Raw genomic sequence first — 24,517 nt, 5'->3', positions numbered from 1 at the left:
TTATTTCAATCAATGTAATAATTACTCCTTTTAAAATAAATTGTTTGAAACTTGTTAACAATTTCCTCCTTATCTCTGCTACTTTGTTCACAAACATTTCCGGATCCCATCATGCCAACACTGTTTTATAATACAAAAAAAGAAGCCCTGTAAGGCTTCTCTCTCAGAGCAGGTGATGGGAATCGAACCCACGTATCTAGCTTGGAAGGCTAGTGTTCTACCATTGAACTACACCTGCATATATGCAATTTATTGAGTTGAAAATCGGGGTGACAGGATTTGAACCTGCGACCTCCTGGTCCCAAACCAGGCGCTCTAGCCAAGCTGAGCCACACCCCGGCACCGGCATAATATACCCGTCATTCTCTCCCGTCTTTAAGACGCAAGAGTTATTATATACTATGCCTATGAGAATGTCAATAAGTATTTTATCTTTTCTTCTGCCCGAATTTACAGGAAATTCAGGGAAAAATGGGCTTCCCCTTCCTTATCGATCTCCATCAGCATATAGGACGGCTTGTGTCCGTCCTGGCGCGGATAGGAGAGGCTGCCAGGATTCAGCACGATCAGATCCTTATCCCCGGGCTTTCTGTCCACCTCATAGAACGGCCTGTGGGTATGGCCGAACATGGCTATGTCAAAGCCCCTGGCCCTGGCTTCCTCTGCAAGGTACTCGGCGCCCACCGATACATTGTAATAATGTCCATGGGTCAGAAGGGTCCTGTAACCACCGATCATAATGTCCTTTTCCCGTTCCAGATTGGAAAAAAAATCATTGTTGCCCAGGATCATCTGAAGGTCGCAGTCCTCATTGACCCAGGACGCGATCATATGCTCGCTGCCCTCCGCGTCTCCCAGATGGATCAGCATATCCAGATGTCCTGTCCGGGCAATGACCTGTTTCAGGTTTCCGTCTTTTCTATGAGTATCACTGACAATTAATATTTTCATCCTGCGTCCTCTCCATCTCTCTTTTAAGCACTTTCTCAAGAGCCGCTTTCATTGCCCTTAAGGCTTTCCCCCTGTGGCTGATCTTATTCTTCTCCTCCATGGTGATCTCAGCCGATGTCAGACCATACTCGGGCAGGAAAAGAATGGGATCATACCCAAACCCTCCGCTTCCGGCAGGTTCTTCTGCTATCATTCCCTCCATGGTCTCCTCCGTATGAAGGACCCGTCCGTCCGGCAGCACGGCCGCTATGTTGCACACAAACCGGGCGCTGCGGGACCTGCCCCCGGCATCCTTCAGCCGGTCAATGATATTCCTGTTCTTTATCTCATAGGAGGTATCCTCCCCCATATATCTTGCGGAGTATATCCCCGGTTCGCCGCCGATGTAATCCACCGCCAGACCGGAATCATCTGCCAGCACAATATCGCCTGTCACCTTCCAGACCGCTTTGGCCTTGATCTCAGCGTTCTCCCCAAAGGTGGTTCCGTCCTCCACGATGTCCAGGTCCACACCTGCCTCCTTCATGGACAGCACAGGCAGCCCCAGATCTCCCAAGAGGGCTCTGATCTCCCTCATCTTTCCTTCATTGCCAGTGGCAAAAATGATTCTGTGTCCCATTTTTCCGATCCTCATCTGTTATACTTCAATTATTTATACTTGGTGTAAACCTTCAGGCAGATATTGCAGCCCTGGGTTTCCTCCACATGTTCCCAGACATTGCCGTCATGGCTTAGATAACCCTCCCCGTCCTTTAGGTCCACCAAAGCGATCCCGTCCCCGGCATCATATTCTATGGCAACCGGATGGACGGTCCCGGGTGTTATTATTTTAACTATTATAGCAAATTTTTCATCATCATCCAATAGTATTTTTTCTTCCAGGGGAATTGTATAAAACCCCGCATTGGCCAGCTTACCCCGTGCCAGAAGTGTGCGGCTGTTCAGCGCCTTTTCAAGTTCCGGATCCCCGGCCTCAGGCAGATGTCTGGCCACATAAAGCTCATACTGGGTATCACTGTCCGTTGCATAGAATCCGGCGGCTGCCAGCATTTCCCCGGAACCGGCCCTGTACGCATTGGAAAACCATGCCTCGTCCTGGCCGTATCCGATCTGGCCCACCCAGCCGCACAGATCGCTCTGGTGGATCCTATCGTAATTATTTACCTGCTCCACGCCTGTGTAGACAATATTATGAACCCCGATATTGGTGTCGTAGTAGGATACGTAAAAATATCCCTGGTCCCCAAAATCCTCACCCCAGCTGTTGGTACAGATAAACGCCCCATCCCCCTCCAGGTCCATATTAAAATTCTCCCTGGAATAATTGTCATCCCATCCAACAATCACGGAATCATGGTTCGGCTTTTCGCTGCCCATATAACAGTAGGAATTGGTTTCCCGGTTATAGTACACGGACTCGCTCTGGTAATCCCTCATGGAGGTATACAGAGAACTCTGCACCCCTCCTTCCAGGTATACGGCCCGTTTAACGGCATCATAATCCTTGGCCTTCAGGACCTGGATCTCCTGCACATGCTTCCTGGGCATTAGACCATCCGGCGAATAACCGTCCCCGTAAGGGTCCTCGGATTCCAGCACAGGCCCCTGCCATGCCAGAAGATAGGCCATGGACATGGTGTACTCCCCACCCTCATCCTGGCTTAAAAGAAAGTTGTTGTGCATGGACATGTGGTCCACTGCAAATGTCATCCTCTGCCCAGGCAGCAGGGAAGACTCCAGAGCGGTGAGGGATGCAAAGGCCCAGCACGTTCCCAGGGATCCCTGGTTGCCGATCTGGGGCGCCCTTCCCTCTGTCCTGTAGTCATAGGCAGCCGGCAGCTTTACCTGCGGTCCGTAACCCCGGTTCCATATATATGGTTTATACTCATCCTTTGTCTCTTTTTCCTGTGTATCCTTTTCCTTCGTTTCTTTTTCCCGTTCTTCTTCCTTTCCCGTCTCTCCCCCGTCAGTCCGGCCGGCCGTATGGCCGGCGCTGTTCTCCTGCGTGCCTGATAAGCTCTCCTGCGTCTCCTGCTGCATCTCCTGCCGGGGATTTCCCGCCCCAAGACTGCCGCAACCGGAAACAGACCCCGCCAGCAAAACGCCGGCCAGGGCCAATATCAGCCACTTCTGGCCTGTATATGAAATAAAGGTATTGCTGTTTCTCAATTCTCTCTGCTCTCCTGACTGCGTCTGGGAGGCTTTGGTCCCATGAACTGGTAAAAGTATGTCTTCATCATACCATTGTAGATCTTCCTGTTCTTGTCCGCCTTGCGCCCAATGTACTGCTCCGCGTCCTCGTAGGAAGTAATCAGGTACATGGACCATGCATCCAGGGCAGCATAGCGCTCCCCGATCTCCCTGTACAGGGCTGGAAGGTTGGATTTCTCCTCAAGCCGCTCGCCGTACGGCGGGTTGGATATAATAAATCCATATTTCTTGGGATGGCTTAAAGCGCTGACAGGCCTTTGCTGGAAATGGATCATATGGTCCACTCCGGCAGACTCTGCATTGGCCCTGGCCGCCTTTACAATATCACCGTCAATGTCATACCCCTGAATGTCCGCCTTCACATCCCTGTCCACCAGTTCATTGGCCTCATCCATGGCCTCATACCAGCATTTACGCTTGATCAAATTCTTCCAGTCCTCAGACAGGAAGGAGCGGTTCATACCCGGCGCCATATTGGCCGCCATCATGGCCGCTTCAATGGGAAATGTCCCGCTTCCGCAAAAGGGATCCACCAGTATGCGTTCTTTGTTCCACGGGGTCAGCATAATCAGTGCGGCTGCCAGGGTTTCTGTAATGGGCGCCTTGCTGGTCAGTGTCCTGTATCCGCGTTTGTGGAGTGAATCGCCGCTGGTGTCTATACCCACTGTCACCACATCCTTATACAGAAATACGCGCAGGGGATAGCTGGCTCCATTTTCAGGGAACCATGATACGCCATAATGCTTTTTCATCCGCTCCACCATTGCCTTTTTCATGATGGATTGTATATCAGAGGGGCTGAACAGCTTGCTCTTGATGGAGGAAGCCTTTGCAACCCAGAATTTTCCATCCTCCGGCACATATTCCTCCCAGGCAATGGCTTTTGTACCCTGAAACAGTTCCTCAAATGTCTCTGCCTTAAAACTCCCTGCCTTTAAAAGCACACGCTCCGCGGTGCGCAGGAATATATTGGCGCGGCAGATCGCTTCATCATCACCGATAAAGGTAACACGGCCATCCTCCACAAGGGATATCTCATATCCCAGATCCAGTATCTCTTTTTTCAGCACCGCTTCCAGTCCAAAATGGCAGGGTGCGATCAGTTCATATGTCTTCAATCAATTATCCTCTCCGCATATTACAGCTTCATTTCTTTTACCAGGTCCCCGTCCAGGGTGAGGATCCGGAATACCCCGTCCACAAGCATGGCATAGGTATGGGGATTCCCTCCCTTGGGTATGGAAACAGACCCTGGGTTGAGCACAGTGATGCGTCCGCAGGGTGTATTGTCAACTGTCTCCGCTTTCAGAAGGTGGGTGTGTCCATGAACAAGGATATCGCCTTCCTTCATGGGAGGAAGATGGTCCTGGTCAAACACATGTCCATGGGTGGCATAAAAGGTTTTGCCCTCGATCACAAACAGTCCGTAATCCGCCATGATGGGGAAATCAAGCACCATCTGGTCCACCTCTGTATCACAGTTTCCCCGAACCGCATAAATTTCATTCTTCATGGGATTTAACATGGCAATGACTTCCTTGGGCGCATAATCCCTTGGCAGGTCATTGCGGGGACCGTGGTACAGAATATCTCCCAGCAAAACCAGGCGCTCTGCTCCGGTCCCTTCATATATATCCAACATCCTCCTGCAATAGTACGCAGAACCGTGTATATCCGATGCAAACATTATCTTCATGGGTTTATCCTCCTGAAAACAGCTTTTATCACTCAAACTTACGGTTTCTATTCTATAGCTGAAACCGGGCTTCTGTCAATGTATTTCCCCCGGTAATTCAACATTCCTCCAGCCAGATCCACTGCATCATAGCCCAATCTCCACAGGTCCCGGCAGACCACCATGCTTTTCGCCCCCCGGTCACAATAGAACACCACGGTACCGTCCCTTCTAATAAGATCCATGTTACACTCCAGCTCCTCGTAGGGAATGTTCATACTTCCCCACAAGCGGTCATGCTCATACATCCACGGTTCCCGCAGATCCACCAGCTGGGCCACTTTTCCCTGCTCCAGCCATTCGTCAAATTGTCTATATGATATCATTGGAAATGTCGTCATTTCCTACTCACCTGCCCTTTCCTTTACGGCCGGCCGGCAAAAAAGCCTGTCAGACGTGTCCTATTATCAATATATGCGGTGTGGTCCATGGGGTGAAGGATCAAACCGGGATTGTGGGGACTTTGGGGCGGGCCTGATCCCGGGGCTTCTGGCCGTGGACACCACCAAAAGGCCGGCGTACTTGGTTGCACGCCGGCTCTTTAGCCGTTCCGTTATTCTATTGTTCTATGATTATCGGTTTTTACTGACCCGCCTGTTACGGCGTCTTCATTTCCCGTGCTGTATTTGCGCACTTTCCCCTGCTCTCTATGGGCTTTGAAGCATAAGTTTCACGGTCTTGATCTCAAAGGGCATAAATGAGAGCCTGGTTCCCTCCTTTGCCACATCCAGCGTCCTCTCCTCTGCCTCCAGCATATCACATTCCGCAGCCCCCTTTACCGGAAGCCTCCATGTGAGGCGCGTGTCCGTGCGCTGGTTAAAGCACTCATACATTCGCAGGATCACATCCCGGCTGTCCTCCGCCTGTTTCACCACTTCGATCACAATATTATCCGCATCCACGGATACCAGGGAATACTGTGGCGGGAGGGTGCGGTCAGATCCGTTTTTCACAGCTGCCATCAGGGGATTATTAAACAGATACGCCTGTTTCACCGTGCCGGCTTCCCTCCAGTCCCCCTTGTGGGGATAAATGGAATACCAAAACTCGTGTTTTTCCTTGTCCGCATCCGGATTGGGATACAGAGGGGACTTTAACATGGTCAGCCCCACCACTCCGTCCTTTACGCTGCAGCCGTATTTGCAGTCGTTGAGAAAGCTGACCCCGTACCCGTACTCGGACACATCCAGCCACTTATGGACACATACCTCAAATTTTGCAAAATCCCATGAGGTGTTGGAATGGGTGGGCCGTTTTACATTGCCGTACTGGATCTCAAAGGACGCTTCATCCGTATGGACATCCAGCGGGAATATATCCTTCAGCATAATCAGGTGCTCGTTCCAGTCCACCTTGGTCCGTATATCGATCCTGGGGGTATGGCCATACAGGTAAATAGTCTGGGAAATGGTTGAATCCAGGTACTGCCGGTCGATCTGCACCGCGGCGCGCACCGGCCCCATCTCCGTAACCTGAACAGATGAGACCTGATCCACTTCCCAGCTTTTCTCCGTATAGTAGTTATTGATATCCCACGCATCATAGTTGTGGGGACGGTCCTCGTAGCTCATGATCACATTGCCGGCCCGGCCCGGCTTCAGGACCTCACGCTTATTCTCCTTATCATAAATGCGTGAAAACTGGCCCTTTTCGTTAAATTCCAGGATAAAGTACCGGTTCTCCATTCCCCTCTCGCTGACAGTCAGTTCCGAAGGCATGGCGTTCTCCTCCCCATACCCGTAGGTACGGTACCCCCTTGAGGGCACTCCCAGGGCCTCAAAGATGCAGCGGCCCTCCGCTGTCTGCTGGACCGGAATCTTTCCTGAGCCGTCCCGAAGCCCGGTTACCTCTTTCCCCTTCCCTGGTGAAAATTCCGCAATCCCTTCTCCCAAAGCGCCGTAAGGATTAAACACCACCACATCCCCGGCCCCGGCATCCACATGATCCGCCAGCCTCTGAAGCTGTTCCCTGATCTGCTGCCCGGCACGTTCCAGCAATTCTTCATACTCTGCCTTGGAATCTTCATATACCTCTTTGATGGATGAACCGGGCAGTATATCGTGGAACTGATTCTTCATCACGGTCTCCCAGCTCTCCTTTAGCAGCCGGGCCGGATACTTCCCTCCCGGATGCCCTCCGCCAGGCAGGTCTTCCTCCCCCAGCAGGCATTCCTCCATCACTCCCAGCCACTCCATGTTCTGGCAGGCAAACTCCGATTTCCTGTTATAACGTTTATTCCGTGCCATGGTGGTATAAGTGCCCCTGTGGTATTCCAGGTACAGTTCGCCGCTCCACACAGGCAGATAGGGGTTTTGGCATATATCCTGTTCCAGCTTTTCAAAGAACTCCGTTACATGGGACATTCTGGTGTTGGGGCAGCCCGGGATCCCCTTGGACAGCCGCCTCTGGTTTTCCAGCATTTCCCTGGTGGTCCCTCCGCCGCCGTCCCCGTAGCCGCAGGCCATCAGAGTCTCCTGGTTCAGGTATTTCTGGCTGTACCGTTTCCAGGATCCCTTAACCTGGGACGGATTGATAAAGCCGTTATAAGTGGTGAAAAAGTTGGTCCTGTTGGCATTGTCCGCCGTGTCCTTATAATCCCTGGTGGGCATAAAATGCGTCAGGATCTCCGTGCCATCGATCCCCCTCCACATGAACGTATCATAGGGCATGCGGTTGAATTCATTCCAATTGATCTTAGTGGTCATGAAATACCGGATCCCTGTCTTTTTCATGATCTGGGGCAGGGCCGCTGAGTAGCCGAACACATCCGGCAGCCATACGACCACATTGTCCTTTCCAAATTCTTCCTTGAAAAAACGCTTGCCGTACAGGATCTGACGCACCAGTGATTCCCCTGATGAGAGGTTGCAGTCCGCCTCCACAAACATGGCCCCCTCTGTCTCCCACCGCCCTTCACGGACCCGTTCCCTGATCTCCTCATAGATCTCAGGGGCGTTCTTTTTCACAAATTGGTACAAAAGGGGCTGGCTGGACATGAACTTATACTCCGGATACTGCCGCATAAGTTCCAGCACCGTGGAAAAGCTGCGCACAGCCTTGTCCTGCGTGACCCTCAGGGTCCACAGCCAGGCACAGTCAATATGGGTGTGGCCTACACAGCAGATGGTCGGCCTGTCCTTGGTGCCGCACCGTTTTTCATAAAATTCCTCTGTTATGTATTGCTGCGCCCTGGCAAGGCTTTCATAATATTCAGGCGACCCCTCCTTGCGGAAATCCAGAAGATTGACGGACTGGTTGATGATATTGATGATGGTTATATAATCCCGGTCCTCCTCGTCCAGCAGGCAGGCCGTATGATATGGCACGGAAATATCATAATAGTATTGTTCGGTCAGGCGGTCCAGCACCTTCAGGGAAGCCTTGAGTTTTAAGTTAAAATTCTGGTCCCCTGTGAACGCAGAGAGAACGATCCGGTACTCCTGCCCCGGCGCAGCATGTTCGGAAAGGACCACCTCCCGGTGATTGACATCCAATCCCTGGCGCAGCACGCCGTCCACATAACAGGAGAACTGCGGGTTGGTTGCGTCCCATCCCCCTTCCTTTCCGGTGAGGATCTCAAGGCAGACACATTTTCCCTCAAAGCATTCCGGTACCGTTGCCTTAAGGTCGAACCAGTAATACTCTCTGTGGCCTCCCCATATCCCCCCGCTGCCAAAGGGCTTCCATTCCGAAGCATTCAGATCCATTCTGCCCCTGTAGTTTTCCTCCGACTTGATAAAGCGTATATCCGTTACCTCCCGGGTCAGGGGGTAAATCTGTTGTTCCAGATAAGAAAGGAACTTTCCTATCCGCTGGCGAAGCATGATCATTTCTAACCTCCTTAAATCTTGAAACTCTACCCTTTTGCGGCTCCTGATAAACTGAATCCTTTGGACATATAATTCTGGGACAATATGTACAGCAGGATGGAGGGCAGCGTGTAGATGATGGAATAAGCTGCCAGAGGACCGTAGTCAATAAGTCCATACTGGCCGAAAAACTGATACAGCTTCACGGAAGCCGGCATCTTGGACGCTGAGCTGAGAAGGATATACGGAACAAAAAAGTTGCCCCAGCTCTTGGAAAACGTGTAGATAAACACGGTGCAGATTCCCGGAAACATTAACGGCAGCACAACCCCTGTAATGGATTTCATAGTGGTGGCCCCGTCTACCCAGGCAGCCTCCTCCAGTTCCTGGGGAACCGCGTCCATAAAATTCTTCATCAGCCACAGCCCGTAGGGAAGGGATGAGGCCGAGAGGTACAGGATCACTCCCCAGATTTTGTCCAAAAGCCCCAGACTCAGGTACATTTTATAAACCGGGACGATCACGGCGATCATGGGCAGGGCGGTCATAAATAATATGATGTTCATAAATGCCTTTTTGTAGCTTAATTTGTATCTGGACAGCGGATATGCGGCCAGGCAGGACAGCAGGACCACTGCCAGTGATTCCACAAATGATATCACAAAGCCCACCCAGTAAGCCCGCAGATTGCTTTTTTCCGTCAGCACACTGACAAAGTTGCCCATGGTCCAGGCCGCAGGGGTCTTAAGGGCATCGCTGGCATTGGGGTCCAGTGACGCCGCCACCAGCCACACCAGGGGCAAAAGGAATGTAAGCGCCATAAAACTCAATACAATATAATGCAGATAATTGACCTGTTTGTTATTCATGCTGCGCTCCTCCCTAATCCTTTGATTTTAAGATCCTGGCATATATCAGGCTGCATATGATGCCCACCAGAAGGATCAGCATTCCGATGGCAGTTCCAAATCCCAGCTGCATTCCCTTAAGTCCCTGATTGTACATGTAAATGGGCAGGGTGGTGGTCTTATTGGCAGGACCTCCTCCTGTCATGGCGTAGATCAGTCCGTATACCCCCAGTGTGGACAGGGTGTTTAACATCACATTGGTGGCAATGCTGTCCTTGATGCAGGGTACAATGATACGGATCAGAACCTGGAGCCGGTTGGCGCCGTCCACACGGGCTGCCTCCTCTATCTCCCCGGATACGTTATCCAGGGCGGACTGGAAATTCAGCATGGAAAATGCGGTCCCGTGCCACACGTTGGCTATGATCACCGAGAGCATGGGATGTTCATAAAGCCAGGCAATGCCCTTTATCCCCACAGCGCCCAGAAGCACGTTTAAGGTTCCGTTTTCCTTAAAAAAGGCCATAAAGCATAATGCCACCACAATCTCCGGCATCACCCAGCCCACCAGGAAACAGGGGCCCACCACACTGCGGAAAGCCCTGGTCTTCTGTTTCATAAAATAGGCGATTGCAAACCCCAGGATGGTCTGTCCTGCCAGGCTGCCCGCCAAAAATACCAGGGTATTCCTGATAGCCGTGATGGTGCTGGGGTCTGTCAGCATTCTTTGGTAATTCTCCAGGCCAATGAACTTCAAATTCCTGGCATTGGAACCGCTGAGCGCCATATTTGTAAACGAGTAATACACGGTCAATACAATGGGGACGATGAAAAAGCACAGTAAGACTGCCACTGCCGGGAGCAGAAGCACGGATTTTCTCATCTCCTCCCGCCAACTATATACCTGTCTGTTTGTCATTGGACAACTCTTCCTTTCATAAAAATGTGGAGGGTAATCCGTCTGATCGCCGCTCCACAATTCAGGTACGCCTGAACGTACTTGTGTAAGTCGCCTCATGCTTTGCATGACATGATAGGTATGTGCGCCTTACACGATCCGCCGCAGGCTTTATCTTTCCGGGAAAGATGAACTTATTTCTCCACTACATTGTCATCCCCCACCACGCGGGCCACATCCATGGCATACTGGTTCATGGCATCCTCCGGCGTACTGCCGGATACAACCGCCTCCACCATGGTCTGGATATTATTGGTCACAACTGAATACTGCTCGTTCTGTGGTCTGAAGAAGGCTCCCTCCAGCAGGTCGGTTGCTTCCGTGCGGAAGGGAAGGGAGGTATATGCCTCATCCGCAGCCGCATCCGTCCTGGTGACAATACTTCCCTGGGCGATCACGGATTCGGTGTACAGAGGCGGTTCCATTAATTTCTTAATAAAGGCAAACGCCTCATCTTTCATATCGGAATTTTCAGGAATGGAAACAGACCAGCCTCCTGACATGGTGATCACACCGCCGCCGTTCTGTGTGGGCATGGCTGCAAATCCCATGATCTCCTGGTATTCAGGCCATGGGGAAGCGCCTGTCTCCTCCCAGTTTGCACAGATCCAGGCTCCGTCCATGGACATTGCCAGTTTCTGCTGGGGCAGATATTCGCGCCTGGCCGTGTTGGTGGCCTGCCCGTTAAGTACCAGGGACAGGGAGGGTCCGTAGCCATTGGTATAAATGTCACTGATAAACTGCAGGGTGTCCTCAATGGCCCGGCTCTTTACGATCCATTTTCCATTCTCATCCAGAAGCTGCTCACCTGTTCCGTACAGCAGCATTTCATAGGTCTGCATGGAGGTAGCCTCACCGGTTGCCACACCGGAATTACACCAGAATGGGATCACATCCGGAACATTGGCCTTGATGGCAGCGCACGCGTCCAAAATATCCTGCCAGTTCTCCGGCTGCCACTCCTGGGGAAGACCTGCCTGCTTAAAGATCTCCTTGTTGTACCAGATCCCTCTGGCATCCGTGGAATAAGGGATACCGTAGACAGAGCCGTCCTCTGCAACAGAACCTGCCTTCAGAGAATCATAATATGTCCCATCGGACCATTCCGGGTAACCGGCCACATAAGAGTCCAGATTAGTCAGGTATCCGGCGCTTACATCACTTGGAAGCTGGAAGGTATCCTCGATCACAATGTCCGGGCAGGTATTCTTGTCCGCCAGCTGCAGGGCAACTTTGGTATAATAATCCCCCTCAGAGGATGTGATGGGGGCAAGTTCCAGATCGATCCCATCCTTTTGGTCCCATTCCTCATAGCTTTTCTTAAGCCATACATACCACGGATGGTTTTCTCCCTGGCCATCATCCTTAAATGTAACGGTCAGAGTCTTCTTTTCCCCTGATGACGCCCCGGTCTCCTCCTTCCCGCTCTGCTGCTCAGACGGGGCTGCGGTGGCGGATGCAGACCCGGAGGCCCCGCATGCAGCCAGGCTGGAAACCATAACAGCGGCCAATGCCGCGCTGATCAATTTTCTTTTCATTTTTCCCTCTCCTTTATTTTTCTTTGTACACTGATGGTATCATTTCAAACAGCCAAAGTATATTCCACTTTTTTGAAAAAAGGGTAAAATTTTAACCACTGACGCAAAAAGCATCAGTGGTTCATGATCGCAACCCTCACCTCATCCTGGAGGTTCCTTGCAGTTTCGGGCACATCTATGTTTTTCTTTGTAAGCAGGCTGCAAACATATTCGGAAAGGATGCTGGATACCTCAAACCAGGAATTGTAACTCTTTAACAAAATCCCCTGGTTGACAAACCCCTTTTTCAGCTGCAGCATATCCCTGTCATTTCCGCCTTCTCCTGCTTCTGCCTGAAACAGGGGAAGGGTGCCTGTGGCATTTAAGAAACGCGTCCTGACCTCCGGCTGGTACAGATACCCCATAAATGCAAGGGCGCCTCTGTCCCCGTTTTTCAGGATCCCTATATTGTCCCCTGACAGGACATACCCCTCCCTAACCTCCCCGGGCACCGCAGTGATCCTGTAGGATATACCGCTCTTTAGCTGGTCCAGATAGGTTTTTACGCTGATGGGGGCAATGATCATGGCTGCCTTTTCATCTGCAAATTCCCGCGCAATATCTGTCTGTGTATAATTGATCACATTTTTATCCACATAGCCCCACCGCTTCAGGGTGTCGAATAGTTCCAGGGACCTGATCCCCGGACTGCTGTCCAGACTGTAGTAGTTTCCGCCGCATATGTAAAGCACGCTGCTGTAAAGCCGCGCTCCATCCCCTGTGCGCCGCACGCCGAATCCAAGGCCGTAAATCCCGCTGCTGTCAATGCTGTTGCACACTTCAAATACCTGATTCCAGTTATCCGGCACATCCAGAGCCTTTTTCTCAAAATATCCGGTATTGGAAAACAGTACATAGGGATCGCAGCTAAAGGGGATCCCATAGTATTTCCCATCATCCATAACAGCCTGCCACATATCCGGCCATATGACGCTGGCCCTCCGCTCCTTGGTAATGTAGGGGGTGATGTCTTCCAGCACATCCATGTCAAGAAGTCCGGCCATCTCCAGGCTGTCGCAGATAACCATGTCCGCCTTATCTCCCCGTTCCTCCCTCAGGCATATGTCCTTTTTCAGGTTTTCCTTGTCAATAAATTCCATCTCCACCCGCAGGCCTGGATTTTGTTCATTAAACTCATCCGCAAACTGCCTTAATATCTCCTGCTGCCCCATGATCTCATAGCAGGACAGGACTTTGATGACCGCGGTTTGGTCCTGTGCAGACTTATCCTCCGGGATATCCTTTTGGAACTGGACATATACAATCAGGATGGAGATCATAAGTGTTCCTATTACAACAGGCATAACCCTTTTTATGCTCATAACCTGGATTCCTTCCTATACTCTGACGGAGTCACCCCGCAGAGTTTTTTAAATACCTTAATAAAATACTTCTGGTCATGAAAGCCAACGGCCTCAGCCACCTCATAGATCTTATAATTGCCGGTCATCAGCATCCGCTTGGCAGCGCTGATCCTGAAATTTTGTAAAAAAGCGCTGAAATTAATCCCTGTTTCCCGGTAAAAAATCCTGCTCAGGTATTCCGGCGTCACCCTGCATATCCTGGCCACATCCGTCAGTGTGATGTCCTCTTTATAGTTGGTGCGTATATAGGAAACCGCGTTCATGACCATGCCGTTCTCCGTGGGCATTTCTTCCCCCGGCTCTTTGGAGATCATATGTATGAATTTTTCCAGTTGGTAATGGACCTCGCTTCTGCTTTCACTCAATACGACCATTTCAATAAAATATTGAATGTTCTCTTCCTGGTTAAAATACTCCTTCATCTCCCTGGCCACATTGAACACATTGGCGATCAGGCGTACGGCGCACTCCCGTATCTCTTCCGGTCTGCCATTGCTGTCCGCAACCTCCCTGATAAATTTATTTCCGTATTCCTCCAGTTTCTTCTTGTTGCCATTGCGAAGTTCGCGGATCATGGACTTCTCCAAATGCTCAGGATATTCCAATGGCCCGTAGCGCACCTGTGCAACCGTCTCCTCATCGATCATCCTGTCAGGATCAAGGGAAAACGCATAGGGCAGCCAGCCTGTCATCTGTTCCACCCCGGGCCACAGATTTTCAATTCCCCAGACCCGGTGGCAGACACAGGTACAGGCCCCTATCTCCTCCAGCTCCGGCAGGACCTTTATGGCAAACCGGTTCTTAAACCCCCTGTTTCTCTCCGTGCCGGCCGCAATGACCAGGATGCGCTTTTCCCCGGGCACGGAGATGACACAGGAATTTTCAATGCAGAGTGATTCCAGCAGTTCCTTTGTACAGTTCATAAACTCCGCCACCCGGTCCACAAACATCCTTCCCGGGGATAATAAAAACAAGGTCAGTTCTGTCTTGTCATTCATGTGAAGCATCTCCTGGAGCACCAGGCGCACTGAGTCCTTTTGCTCTTCCTGGCACTCCTTGTAATTAATAAGCAGCTGTTCCACGGAAACCTGTTGGATCCTCGTATTACAGATCCTTGTCTCCACGGCGCTTAGATTCTTTAAAAAATCCTCCACGTCCAACGGTTTCAGGAGATAGTCCACCACCTGAAGCTGGAGGGCCTTCCTTGCATATTCAAAGTCCGAGTACCCGGTGAGAAGAATTGCATTGAACCTGACCTTTTCATCAAACAGCTTCTGGAGCATTTCCAGGCCGCCCATGACCGGCATCCTGATATCGCTGATAATCAGGTCCGGCTGCTTCTCTTTCACCAGTTCATATCCTTCCTGCCCATTTTCCCCAACCCCCACCACCTCATGGGCGGTAAACTGCTTTATCATATTCAGAATGCCATTCCTGGTTTTATGTTCATCCTCCACCAGAACGATCCTCATCCCATCACCCCTTCCTAATGTACTTCCGGAATCACAATGCGCACCGTGGTCCCTGTCAAGTCTGAGTCAAAACGGATATCCCCTTTGTCCCCATAATACAGTTTGATCCTGGTGATCACGTTCCTGACTCCAATGGTTTTGCCCAGGGTGTCAGCCCTGCCGTCATATGAGTTCAGCTGCCGCACCAGATCAGGGCTCATGCCCACGCCGTTATCTTTGATCTCTATGGAAATATTTCCCTCTTCTGTGTACTGTATGGATATGTCTATCTCCCCCGGCCTCCCGCTGTCCGGAAATCCATGGATAATGGTATTTTCCACCAGTGGCTGCAGCAGGAGTTTGTGGATGCAGCACTCCTCCACCTTTTCATCCGCATCAATGGAGCACTGGAATGAGTAGTCAAAGCGCTGCTGCTGTAAATAGATATACTTTTTCAAAAATTCCAGCTCGGTCCGGATCGTCACGATCTCATTGCTGTTGTGGATACTGTAGCGCAGGATCTGGGCCAGCTTTGTGATCATCTGGCTGATGGAGAACTGCTGCTGTTCAATTGCCTGCCAGTTGATGGTATCCAGTGTATTGTAAAGGAAATGTGGATTGATCTGGGCTTCCAGGGACCGTATCTCTGCATTTTTCTCCCGGACCATGGACTCCCGCTCCTGCTGGTTCGCCTTCTTGATCTCTGCCAGCATATCATTAAAGTGCTCGGAGATCCTGGCAAACTCGTCATTTCCTTCCACCACCGCCTTGCTGTCCAGGTTTCCTCTATTGGCCTCGTTCATGGCCTTTAGTATCTTCTTCACGGACCGGTCCGTATCCTGTGATATGTAATACACAATTAGGAAACAGACTGCTCCCACCAGCCCTGCCACCAGACAGATCATGATCAGGAGATAGCGCAGCTTAGACAGGGAGTAGTTCAGATCCTGGATATTCACAATAAAGAATTCCCCGTTCAGAATGCTGAGGGCATTGACAGACAGGTTTCCGGCACGAAAGTAATGGATCTTGCTGATAAAATCATAGGACGCCTTTTTAAGGACATCCATATCCTCCTCTCCTATCATCACCCCGTACCGCCCTGGAAACAGGTTGGTATCATGGTATCCCTGCTGGGGAAATGATACCATGTTGCCGTAACAATCCACCAGAAAAGAAATGTTGGACTCCTCGCCTCCCTGGCTGTAAACCCTGCGGAACCGGCTCTCATCAATACACAGAATCACACAGCCCTCGGCTCCCCTTTTGTAATTGTTAAAATCAGCAAGGGGGTGGGCTATGAAAAAGTAGGAGTGGCTTCCATATTCCTCATCGTTCTTACTGGTCAGGGGAGAATAAATACTGCCCTTCTGCTTCATGGCATCCTTTACTAGCGGATCATTCTTCAGGTTGGGAGGGAAACAATACGGCTTCCGGCTTGACAAGGTCACGCTGTCATAAAAGCACTCATCCCCATATTTCCCCACAATGGCGATCCCCATGATCTCCTCGTTCATATATATGATATCCCGCAGCTTGTCCTCCAGGGAATGCTTAGACCGGTAATAATCCTCCCCGTCCCAGGAATTGATGATCTTCAGGTCGTCAATATAGTCCGGGTTGGTATAGATCTCCTGTATCACGCTGTTAAAGCGTTCAAATGTTGCCCTTATATTCCCCGCACTCTGTTCCAGACTCTCGCTGATCAGTTCCTGTGTCTGTTCCGTTATAATGGCGGAGCTTAAGTGGTAGGATATCATCAGAATAATTCCGATCTGCAAAAGGGACACGGACAAAAGGATAACCAGGATCTTTTTTCCCAATTCCATGGACCGGTATTTTGCAGTCAGTCGACCTCTCATATTTATCATGGCTGGTCACCTTTCATCAGAAGATTTTATTCGCTGCATCTTCCCATATTCTAGCATGATTTTCGCCCCAGTCCAAGTGCCTGCAACCACAAAATCCCCATGCAGAGAGCATCCCAGCGTTCCTTTGAGCGGAGAGGGCATTTGGTAAGCAGATAAGCCCCTTACGGGGCTTACCCCTTTCAGAACCGAACGTGCGGCTTTCCCGCATTCGGCTCCCTGTAAAGCTTATACATCGACTGCTATCTGTATATACTGACATAAATACGTGGCTGGGCAAGCGGAAACTGCTTCATCAGTTCTTTGTACCCTTCCTTTGTATAGCTTTTTTGCTGGCTTCTTCTATTCAGCCAGTAGTACAGCCTGTATCGCACGATATTATAAAACGAGTTCAGGCTTGCTGATGTCCTATGGACGTAAACACCATGTCTGGATTTTCGCTCGACAGCTGTGATATTCTCGCCAATTTCGTTTCCATAGTTCCTCCCGTCTCTGTGTACAGACTATGTTTCCTCTTTGGTATGACTTTACATGACAGACCTGCGAGGACAGGTGCGAGGACAGGTTCTTCTCGACTTCCACAACTTTATTTCTTCTGTGTACTATTCGGCCATCCGACTTCTGCTGGGTATTTTGTGGTTCTCCCTTCTTCAGTTGTTCCACATACCAGATGTACGCAACTCCTCCGGATCCAGACAGACCTCCCCGGTTGACTTAAAATCCTTCCTTGCATGACCAACCTAAAAAAACCGGGGAAGCGGCTGTATTCTCGCCATTATCGTTTACAGCCGTATTGCTTTCAGTGAATAGGAGCACCTCTTCCTTCCCAATTACATTTTGATATCAAGGCTATATATAGTTATGCCCTGCAAGTTTCGCTGTCTACGCTTAGCAGTCAGTATCTCTACTACCCACCCAAGACTCGCTAGCTGCGGTACGGCTTATACCTTACAGCGTGGGACTTTCACCCACCGAACTTCAAGCCCTTTACTGGGCGCACCCTATGATACAAAAAAGACCGCCGTTTATCACGGCGGCGGCCTTCTTTTTTACTCCGGATCGATCTGCACAACAAACTGCCAGATTAGAAATTAGACTCATTTCTGCTGCTGTTGCGGCTGCTGTTCTGGGAATAATTCTGAGAATTGTTCTGAGAGCTGTTCTGAGAGCTGTTCTGAGAACTATTCTGGGACTTGTTCTGAGAACTGTTCTGAGAGCTGTTCTTGGAACTGTTCTGAGAATTGTTCTGGCTGTTATTCTGCTGATCCATGTTCTTGCAATTTCTTGAGCTGTTTTCCATGTCGTTGTTGTAGTTATTCTTATTAGACATCTTCACTACCTCCTAAAAACACGTTTTTTTAGTTACAGCCTTAGTATGGCATAAATGCAGTCCTCTTATTCCAGAGAAAACAAAAAAATAAACAGAACGTCTGTCTGTTCTTATTCTAAAATTAAACAGGGTTCATTTTTCCATCTCTGGCAATTTTCATGAATTTTTTAATATGTCCACACACCATCTAACAGTAAAGTCCCTGTCCGCTTGTGACTTTGCCACGATAATTCCATGTCATTCCGGTCAAAAACCATCTCTTTTGCCCGCAAAAATGAGGAGCAAAAAAGACACCGTAGTGAAAATACAATAAAACCAAGGGATTGTTCACCGCTTTAAACATCCATATCGTCAAAATAAGGTTGCTTTTTTCCTGAAAATATATTATAAATAATATGAGGAAAAATGGTTTCCCTTAAACCATGACCTCATCCTTATTAATTATTTATACTCCCCTTGAGTAAACACCGGATAGCTCCCCTATCCGGTGTTTCTCCGTATGGGACATCTGGCGGTGGGACTTTTAACCGTAACTTTTGGCGTTGGAATCTCTGGCGTTGGAATCTCTGGCGTTGGAATCTCTGGCGTTGGAATCGCTGGCTGTCGATAAATTTCCCTCTTGACAAATCCCCTCCCCTATGATATATTAAAAAAGTATTTTTGATTAATTCTGATTTCACATATTTTTGTAAGTCATGAACGAGTTGATGATTTACAAAAATATGTGATTTTTATTTTTATTCAAGAAACACATATTATATTACAGGAGGTATCTTTCATGAACAAAGGTACAGTTAAGTGGTTTAACTCACAAAAAGGATTTGGCTTTATCACAAACGCAGAGAATGGCGAGGACATCTTCGTTCATTATTCAGGAATCGCTTCCAATGGTTTCAAGTCATTAGAGGATGGACAGTCCGTTACTTTTGACATTACCAATGGCAATCGTGGCTTACAGGCTGTTAATGTGTGCGTAGCTTAAGCATATACGTTTCGTGACAGATCAAAGGGGCACCGCAGGACCGGGAGTTTTGCAGGCTCCTTTTTTGCTGCCCGGACACAGGCCCGGCTGTCCTGGGAAGACATATTTAACAATTTCAGCGCAAAAGAACGCGCCCCGAGACTTTCGTCCCAGGGCGCGTCTTTTATTATATTTGAAAATCTATCCTAACACATTAATGATCTTAACCGGATTCCTGTAATTCCAGTTAGATATGGTAATACCCGTGCGCTCCGTGGAAGCATGTACAATCTGTCCGTTTCCAATATACATGGCCACGTGATTGATACCCCTTGTGCTGCCGTAAAACAGCAGATCTCCCGGCTGCATCTGGTCGGCTCCAATGGCCACACCCTGCTGGGCTTGTCCACCGGAAGAGCGGTTCATGCTGATGCCTGCGGAGTTCTGGAGCACGTATCTTGTAAATCCGGAACAATCCACACCTGTGCGGGGATCGCTGCCGCCGTATCTGTATCTTCCCCCTACAAACTGCATGGCATAATTAACCACCTGCTGCCTTTTGTAACTGTTGGAAGACTCCAGTGCATCCTGCTGCACTTCCGCCATCTCATCCGCCGCCACCTCTTCTACCGTAGCATTACCGGATACCGGAAGATATCCTTCGGTGTCGTTCACACGGATCTTCATCCATCCGTTTCCTAAATCCTCTAATACCTCGTATGTATTCCCTACCTGGGCTGTCATCAGTACTTCTTCGCTGTCTTGGCTTTTGTTGATATTCACACTCTCTGATGTAATGGTCGCTACATATGTACCTGCTGTAAATCCTGGTCCGATGGCTGCCAGGGATGTAAACGGATTCATTACCATCAGCATTCCGCACACAGCGCCTGTTCTTAAAAGTTGACTTAACATACGTTTCATTAAAAGGAAATCTCCCATCCTGTTTTAATGGTGAATGCAACCCTGTTCTTGATTTGTTACATAAGTGTTACATTCATTACGAATTTATTATATCACATTTTCATATTTCGTCAACATCTTTAGACATTTTTAATAATTTAAATATCATTTTTAACAATTTCAGTGCAAGATATAACATATCAGGCGGATTAGAAGCGCGTCTCTGCAAAGCAAAAAACCTGCTGTCCTAAGACAGCAGGCTGACGATCTTAACCGGCTCCCGGTAATCGTATGGGGATGTTTTAATTCCCGTCTTTTCAGTGGAGGCGTGGACGATCTTGCCGTCTCCTATATACAAGGCCACATGGTTGATACCGCCTGAGCCGCTGTAGAACAACAGATCCCCGGGCTGCATCTCCTCCACGGTCACCTGCTTCCCATAGGAAGACTGTCCCTTGGAAGAATGGGGCAGGGCGATGGAAGCTGAATTGGACAGCACATACCGCGTAAAACCGGAGCAGTCCACCCCACGGTTGGGGTCAACTCCGCCGTACACATATCTGCCTCCCACAAACTGCATGGCATATTCCACTACCTGACGGCGCTTTTTAACGTTCTCATCAACGGTTTCATGGGCTTTTTCCACCACGGATGCATTGCCCGTGGTCCGGATATACCCTTCCCGTCCTCCGGTGCGGATCTTTACCCATCCCTGGCCGGCGCCGGACAACGCCTCGTAGGTCTGGCCTCTCATGACCTGGCCCTGCTTTTCTGAACGCTCGCTTGCGTATGTATATACATCCACGGCCGGGGCTTCAATCTTCACCACATAGGATGACCGCGTCTTAACCTCTGCCTGCCTTGCAGCTGCCTGGCTGTCCTGGGGACATGCAATGGACAGACCTGCCACCAGGCACAGAACTCCCGATATCTTCAGTAACCCGTTCCAAAAATCACGTTTATTCAAACCTGTTTCCTGCCTTATATCCTTTTATTTCGATTACAATATGTTACGTAATTATTACATTTGTTAAAATAAAGTATATAATTATTTTACATATTTGTCAACTATAAGAGGATATTATTACAGCAGGATATCTCTGCCAGGGCTGTCCTTTTTCCAGAACAGCCCCTTATCTGCGGGGTCCCCTGAACATCCACACCACCATCATAACCAGGAGTATGGGCCAGATATAGGACAGGATCCAGCCTGCCAGGCCCATGATCCCAAAGAACACGGTCATGATCAGGAGAATAAAAAGGAATACCACCAGGCCTGCAATCAGCCTGACGTACCATTTACTGAAATCCACATAGTGGAATTTGGGGTCCTTATGGTAGGGATCCTGGCTCTCTCTCTGGGTGTATCCTCCCCCTGTCCCCTCATCATAAGCAGCGCCTGAGCCGTAAGTGTCAAACCCGTCCGGACGGTCTTCCGTATCCAGAGCGGCATCCACAATGGTCCTGGCAATGATCTTGGGACCGCCCAGCCCTTCAATGACCTCCTCCTCGGTATGTCCTTTGGCAGCCTCCTCCGTAATATAGGAATCATAATATCTCAGATTCTCCTGTATGATGGAATGGGGTACACGCCCTTCCAGCTCAGCTTTTAATCCCTGTAAAAATTCTAACTTACTCATTACTCAACCCTTTCTTTTATGGTACCTTCTCTGTAAGCCGCCACCAGCTCTTTTAAATCAGCGATTTGCCCCTTTAATTCCCGGCCTTTATCCGTGTCCGCCACCATGACCCTGGTTTTTACCTTTTCCACCACCGATACCTTAGGCGTGCTCTCTTTTTTGGGGTCAAAGGGCATGTGCTCCGCCAGGGCCAGGTGATGGGAATTATAGATCAGGGTATATCCCGCGATCCCCGTGGTGCTCTGATATGCCTTGGACAGCCCTCCGTCAATGATAAACAGCTTACCGCCTGCCTTCATGGGCTTTTCCCCGTCCTTTAACTTCACCGGCACATGACCGTTGATGATATGGGATCCCTCCACGGGAAGGCCAAATTCCTCCAATAAACGGTTGCAGAATTCTTCCTTCACACTCAGCTGGTAATATGGATTCATGACCTCCTTGTGGGTCGCCTTATCCTCCACAAAATAGTGCTCAAATGTGGTCATTTTGTCCTTTCCGAACACCGGTGACTTGGCTCCGCACCAGAGATACCACATCAGGTCCATGGCAGTCTCTTTCCCCGCAGTCCCCTCAGGCATAAAATATGCGTTCTGCATCTGCCGGTCAAAATAATCCATCAGCGCCTTTCCCTTGTAATCGACTCCGTCAATGGTGATGGTATCAAAGGTTCCGTCCTTTTTCATGGGTATGCAGCCATGGTACAGAAGATTGGAGTTGTAGCACTTATACATACCTCCGTGGGAATAGAGGAATTTAACGTGTTTGTGCAGAAGATCGCTGTGCTTAAAGGATGCCTGCAGGGTGCGCAGAAGTTCCTTTTCCCCCCTGGTCAGCTCCAGCGGATTCCCCGGATTCACAGTGGGCAGGTTCATATCCATCATGGGATATGGCCTTCCGTCAATGGACACGGTCCCCTGTTCAAAATCAATATTGTCAAGAAGGACCCGGTTCTCCATCCCGTACTCAGGATGGCGCTTCATCATGGCCCCCTCCACTTTAAACTGGATAATGGCAATGGCCTTATGCATCTTGGCAGCCAGGCCGGGGTCCACTGCATCATAGATATTCTCATCCAGTATCTTGGGCATAAACCGCACGCAGGCGTCATCCTGGTACACCCTGGCCGCAAACATGGAAAGGGGGCGAAGGTTGATGCCGTACCCGTCCTCCAGCACATCAAAGCTGTTATAGCTGATGGCAATGCGCAGCACATTGCAGATACAGGCCAGGTTGCCGGTTGCCGCCCCCATCCAGGAAATATCATGATTGCCCCACTGTACATCCACATCATGGAAATTCATCAGCTCATTCATGATAATGTCCGCCCTCGGCCCCCTGTCATAGATATCCCCTATAATATGAAGGTTATCAATGGTCAGGTTCTGGATCAAATGGCACAGCGCTATGATGAACTTGTCCGCAATGTTGTTGTCAATGATGGAGTGGATGATCTCATTGTAGTACAGCTTTTTGTTGTCATCATTGTAATCCACATGGAGCAGCTCATCAATAATGTAGGCAAACTCCCTGGGCATCTTCTTTCGCACCTTGGAGCGGGTGTACTTGGAGGATACCTCCTTGCAGCTCTGCACCAGCCGGTAGATGGTAATTTTCTGCCAATCCTCCGTAAAATGTCCCTGCTTTATCATTCTGCCCAGATTCCGCTCAGGATAGTAGATCAGATTTGCCAGCTGCACCTGTTCATCCTCAGGTATCAGGTGGCCGAAGGTGTCTTTGATCTTCTCTCTGGTAATACCGGAGGATGAGCGCAAAAGATGAATAAACGCTTCATATTCCCCATGGAGATCGCTGAAAAAGTATTCCGTTCCCTTTGGAAGGCTGCAGATTGCCATGAGATTGACGATTTCACTGGTCGCCGCCTTAACCGTGGGGTATTCTTTTGCCAGAAGCCGCAGATATGCCAAATCCCTCATTGTCATATTCTCCCCAATCACAATTGCATTTTGTTTAAAGTTATAGTAACATATTCTTAAGTAAATGAAAAGTTTTTCCAGCTGAACAAAGAGTTAATATTGATTAAGATTATCTAAAATTTTTTCTAAGGAGACGGAAATATATGGAAAATTTATATGTGTTTGGAACAGGAAATGCCCAGGCAACCCATTGCTATAACACCTGTTTCGCCCTCAGGGACGGGGATGAATACTTTATGGTGGATGCGGGCGGCGGCAACGGCATCCTGCGTATTCTGGAGGATATGGATGTAGACATATGCCATATCCACAACATCTTTGTGACCCATGAACACACGGATCATATCCTGGGAATCGTATGGATGGTGAGAATGATTGCAACCGCTATGAGAAAGAGCGCCTACGAGGGCGAACTGCAGATCTACTGCCACCAGGACCTGGTGGAAACCATTTCCACCATCTGCCGCCTGACCATGCAGGGCAAATTTTATAAGATGATCGGAAGCCGCATCTTCCTGGTTCCTGTGGAGGACGGGGAAACCGTCCATATCCTGGATTATGACGTGACATTTTTTGACATCCTTTCCACCAAAGCCAAGCAGTTTGGTTTTACCACCACCTTAAAGAACGGGCTTAAATTCACCTGTGCTGGAGATGAACCATACAATCCCGACTGCCGCGCCTATGTGGAGGGAAGTGACTGGCTTCTCCACGAGGCATTCTGCCTGTACCGGGACCGCGAAATATTTGCCCCCTATGAAAAGCACCACAGCACTGTCAAGGAGGCCTGTGAACTGGCCGGGGAGCTGAACATCCCAAACCTTGTGCTGTGGCACACGGAGGACAAACAGCTGGCCCAGCGCAAAGCACTGTACACAGAGGAAGGCAGGGAGTACTATCACGGCAATCTGCTGGTGCCTGAGGACAGGGAGATCATATCTCTCTAAGGAGCGGCCGCACTGCCATCTGAAAAG

The 24,517-nt window shown here is 49.6% G+C and carries 20 protein-coding genes and 2 tRNA genes; 2 read left to right on the top strand and 20 right to left on the bottom strand.

The features are described 5' to 3' along the window. Positions 1 to 167: 167 nt before the first annotated feature. From ABID13_RS15745 to ABID13_RS15670, 16 genes are all read right to left on the bottom strand, one after another. Positions 168 to 238, bottom strand: a tRNA-Gly gene (locus tag ABID13_RS15745). A 26-nt stretch (positions 239 to 264) separates the two neighbouring features. After that, positions 265 to 339 (bottom strand) — tRNA-Pro (locus ABID13_RS15740). A 111-nt stretch (positions 340 to 450) separates the two neighbouring features. Beyond that, complete coding sequence (locus tag ABID13_RS15735; RefSeq protein WP_007861280.1) at positions 451 to 951, bottom strand: metallophosphoesterase family protein; 501 nt, start codon at positions 949 to 951, stop codon at positions 451 to 453. Continuing rightward, a complete protein-coding gene (rdgB, locus tag ABID13_RS15730) occupies positions 929 to 1,570 on the bottom strand; it encodes an RdgB/HAM1 family non-canonical purine NTP pyrophosphatase (RefSeq protein ID WP_007861282.1) in 642 nt (213 codons plus the stop codon). The genes ABID13_RS15735 and rdgB overlap by 23 nt, the downstream gene beginning before the upstream one ends. Positions 1,571 to 1,599: 29 nt before the next feature. Next, positions 1,600 to 3,120 carry a lectin like domain-containing protein gene (locus ABID13_RS15725; RefSeq protein ID WP_007861284.1) on the bottom strand — a complete coding sequence of 507 codons (1,521 nt, stop codon included), beginning with the start codon at positions 3,118 to 3,120 and terminating at the stop codon, positions 1,600 to 1,602. Further along, positions 3,117 to 4,280: a THUMP domain-containing class I SAM-dependent RNA methyltransferase gene (locus ABID13_RS15720; protein ID WP_048929706.1), complete on the bottom strand. Its 1,164-nt coding sequence runs from the start codon at positions 4,278 to 4,280 to the stop codon at positions 3,117 to 3,119. The genes ABID13_RS15725 and ABID13_RS15720 overlap by 4 nt, the downstream gene beginning before the upstream one ends. A gap of 20 nt (positions 4,281 to 4,300) precedes the next feature. Then, positions 4,301 to 4,858: a phosphodiesterase gene (gene yfcE / locus ABID13_RS15715; protein WP_048929705.1), complete on the bottom strand. Its 558-nt coding sequence runs from the start codon at positions 4,856 to 4,858 to the stop codon at positions 4,301 to 4,303. A 47-nt stretch (positions 4,859 to 4,905) separates the two neighbouring features. Further along, positions 4,906 to 5,238 (bottom strand): rhodanese-like domain-containing protein, encoded by a 333-nt coding sequence (locus tag ABID13_RS15710; protein ID WP_007861289.1) that lies wholly within the window; start codon positions 5,236 to 5,238, stop codon positions 4,906 to 4,908. A 306-nt stretch (positions 5,239 to 5,544) separates the two neighbouring features. Beyond that, positions 5,545 to 8,727: an alpha-mannosidase gene (locus tag ABID13_RS15705; protein ID WP_007861291.1), complete on the bottom strand. Its 3,183-nt coding sequence runs from the start codon at positions 8,725 to 8,727 to the stop codon at positions 5,545 to 5,547. Between the two features lie 26 nt (positions 8,728 to 8,753). Then, positions 8,754 to 9,575, bottom strand: coding sequence for a carbohydrate ABC transporter permease (locus ABID13_RS15700; RefSeq protein ID WP_007861292.1), 822 nt, complete (start codon positions 9,573 to 9,575; stop codon positions 8,754 to 8,756). A 13-nt stretch (positions 9,576 to 9,588) separates the two neighbouring features. Beyond that, positions 9,589 to 10,473 carry a carbohydrate ABC transporter permease gene (locus tag ABID13_RS15695; protein ID WP_048929704.1) on the bottom strand — a complete coding sequence of 295 codons (885 nt, stop codon included), beginning with the start codon at positions 10,471 to 10,473 and terminating at the stop codon, positions 9,589 to 9,591. A gap of 173 nt (positions 10,474 to 10,646) precedes the next feature. Continuing rightward, positions 10,647 to 12,050: an extracellular solute-binding protein gene (locus tag ABID13_RS15690; protein ID WP_048929703.1), complete on the bottom strand. Its 1,404-nt coding sequence runs from the start codon at positions 12,048 to 12,050 to the stop codon at positions 10,647 to 10,649. A gap of 113 nt (positions 12,051 to 12,163) precedes the next feature. Then, positions 12,164 to 13,411, bottom strand: a complete 1,248-nt coding sequence (locus ABID13_RS15685; protein WP_048929702.1) for an ABC transporter substrate-binding protein — start codon at positions 13,409 to 13,411, stop codon at positions 12,164 to 12,166. Then, the gene (locus tag ABID13_RS15680; protein WP_007861296.1) at positions 13,408 to 14,925 is read right to left on the bottom strand and encodes a response regulator transcription factor; all 1,518 of its coding nucleotides are present in this window, start codon (positions 14,923 to 14,925) and stop codon (positions 13,408 to 13,410) included. The genes ABID13_RS15685 and ABID13_RS15680 overlap by 4 nt, the downstream gene beginning before the upstream one ends. Positions 14,926 to 14,939: 14 nt before the next feature. Then, on the bottom strand, positions 14,940 to 16,775 hold the full coding sequence (locus ABID13_RS15675) for a sensor histidine kinase (protein ID WP_048929701.1): 1,836 nt from the start codon (positions 16,773 to 16,775) through the stop codon (positions 14,940 to 14,942). Between the two features lie 1,081 nt (positions 16,776 to 17,856). Then, positions 17,857 to 18,102: a hypothetical protein gene (locus ABID13_RS15670; RefSeq protein ID WP_007861299.1), complete on the bottom strand. Its 246-nt coding sequence runs from the start codon at positions 18,100 to 18,102 to the stop codon at positions 17,857 to 17,859. Positions 18,103 to 18,880: 778 nt separating this feature from the next. Between ABID13_RS15670 and ABID13_RS15665 the strand changes: the two genes are divergently transcribed. Next, entirely contained in the window at positions 18,881 to 19,084 is a 204-nt protein-coding gene (locus ABID13_RS15665) for a cold-shock protein (RefSeq protein ID WP_007861303.1), read from the top strand. A gap of 180 nt (positions 19,085 to 19,264) precedes the next feature. Here the strand turns inward: ABID13_RS15665 and ABID13_RS15660 are convergent, their stop codons facing one another. The 4 genes from ABID13_RS15660 to ABID13_RS15645 form a co-directional block, all read right to left on the bottom strand. Beyond that, positions 19,265 to 19,987 carry an NlpC/P60 family protein gene (locus ABID13_RS15660; RefSeq protein ID WP_007861305.1) on the bottom strand — a complete coding sequence of 241 codons (723 nt, stop codon included), beginning with the start codon at positions 19,985 to 19,987 and terminating at the stop codon, positions 19,265 to 19,267. A gap of 226 nt (positions 19,988 to 20,213) precedes the next feature. Further along, positions 20,214 to 20,933: a C40 family peptidase gene (locus ABID13_RS15655; protein WP_007861307.1), complete on the bottom strand. Its 720-nt coding sequence runs from the start codon at positions 20,931 to 20,933 to the stop codon at positions 20,214 to 20,216. 166 nt (positions 20,934 to 21,099) lie between these two features. After that, positions 21,100 to 21,606, bottom strand: a complete 507-nt coding sequence (locus tag ABID13_RS15650) for an HAAS signaling domain-containing protein (RefSeq protein WP_007861308.1) — start codon at positions 21,604 to 21,606, stop codon at positions 21,100 to 21,102. Then, positions 21,606 to 23,543 (bottom strand): fructose-bisphosphatase class III, encoded by a 1,938-nt coding sequence (locus ABID13_RS15645; protein ID WP_007861309.1) that lies wholly within the window; start codon positions 23,541 to 23,543, stop codon positions 21,606 to 21,608. The genes ABID13_RS15650 and ABID13_RS15645 overlap by 1 nt, the downstream gene beginning before the upstream one ends. A 143-nt stretch (positions 23,544 to 23,686) precedes the next feature. Between ABID13_RS15645 and ABID13_RS15640 the strand changes: the two genes are divergently transcribed. Then, positions 23,687 to 24,490: an MBL fold metallo-hydrolase gene (locus tag ABID13_RS15640; RefSeq protein WP_048929700.1), complete on the top strand. Its 804-nt coding sequence runs from the start codon at positions 23,687 to 23,689 to the stop codon at positions 24,488 to 24,490. Positions 24,491 to 24,517: the final 27 nt, after the last annotated feature.

The organism is Enterocloster citroniae, assembly GCF_040545455.1.
In the GTDB taxonomy this organism is placed as follows: Bacteria; Bacillota; Clostridia; order Lachnospirales; family Lachnospiraceae; genus Enterocloster; species Enterocloster citroniae.
This window is presented reverse-complemented; position numbering and strand designations above follow the sequence as displayed.

Coding starts and splice junctions, on each gene's coding strand:
- ABID13_RS15735 (WP_007861280.1), bottom strand. CDS start 951: ATGAAAATATTAATTGTCAGTGATACTCATAGAAAAGACGGAAACCTG.
- rdgB (WP_007861282.1), bottom strand. CDS start 1,570: ATGGGACACAGAATCATTTTTGCCACTGGCAATGAAGGAAAGATGAGG.
- yfcE (WP_048929705.1), bottom strand. CDS start 4,858: ATGAAGATAATGTTTGCATCGGATATACACGGTTCTGCGTACTATTGC.
- ABID13_RS15710 (WP_007861289.1), bottom strand. CDS start 5,238: ATGACGACATTTCCAATGATATCATATAGACAATTTGACGAATGGCTG.
- ABID13_RS15705 (WP_007861291.1), bottom strand. CDS start 8,727: ATGATCATGCTTCGCCAGCGGATAGGAAAGTTCCTTTCTTATCTGGAA.
- ABID13_RS15700 (WP_007861292.1), bottom strand. CDS start 9,575: ATGAATAACAAACAGGTCAATTATCTGCATTATATTGTATTGAGTTTT.
- ABID13_RS15695 (WP_048929704.1), bottom strand. CDS start 10,473: ATGACAAACAGACAGGTATATAGTTGGCGGGAGGAGATGAGAAAATCC.
- ABID13_RS15690 (WP_048929703.1), bottom strand. CDS start 12,050: ATGAAAAGAAAATTGATCAGCGCGGCATTGGCCGCTGTTATGGTTTCC.
- ABID13_RS15685 (WP_048929702.1), bottom strand. CDS start 13,411: ATGAGCATAAAAAGGGTTATGCCTGTTGTAATAGGAACACTTATGATC.
- ABID13_RS15680 (WP_007861296.1), bottom strand. CDS start 14,925: ATGAGGATCGTTCTGGTGGAGGATGAACATAAAACCAGGAATGGCATT.
- ABID13_RS15675 (WP_048929701.1), bottom strand. CDS start 16,775: ATGATAAATATGAGAGGTCGACTGACTGCAAAATACCGGTCCATGGAA.
- ABID13_RS15670 (WP_007861299.1), bottom strand. CDS start 18,102: ATGTCTAATAAGAATAACTACAACAACGACATGGAAAACAGCTCAAGA.
- ABID13_RS15665 (WP_007861303.1), top strand. CDS start 18,881: ATGAACAAAGGTACAGTTAAGTGGTTTAACTCACAAAAAGGATTTGGC.
- ABID13_RS15660 (WP_007861305.1), bottom strand. CDS start 19,987: ATGAAACGTATGTTAAGTCAACTTTTAAGAACAGGCGCTGTGTGCGGA.
- ABID13_RS15650 (WP_007861308.1), bottom strand. CDS start 21,606: ATGAGTAAGTTAGAATTTTTACAGGGATTAAAAGCTGAGCTGGAAGGG.
- ABID13_RS15645 (WP_007861309.1), bottom strand. CDS start 23,543: ATGAGGGATTTGGCATATCTGCGGCTTCTGGCAAAAGAATACCCCACG.
- ABID13_RS15640 (WP_048929700.1), top strand. CDS start 23,687: ATGGAAAATTTATATGTGTTTGGAACAGGAAATGCCCAGGCAACCCAT.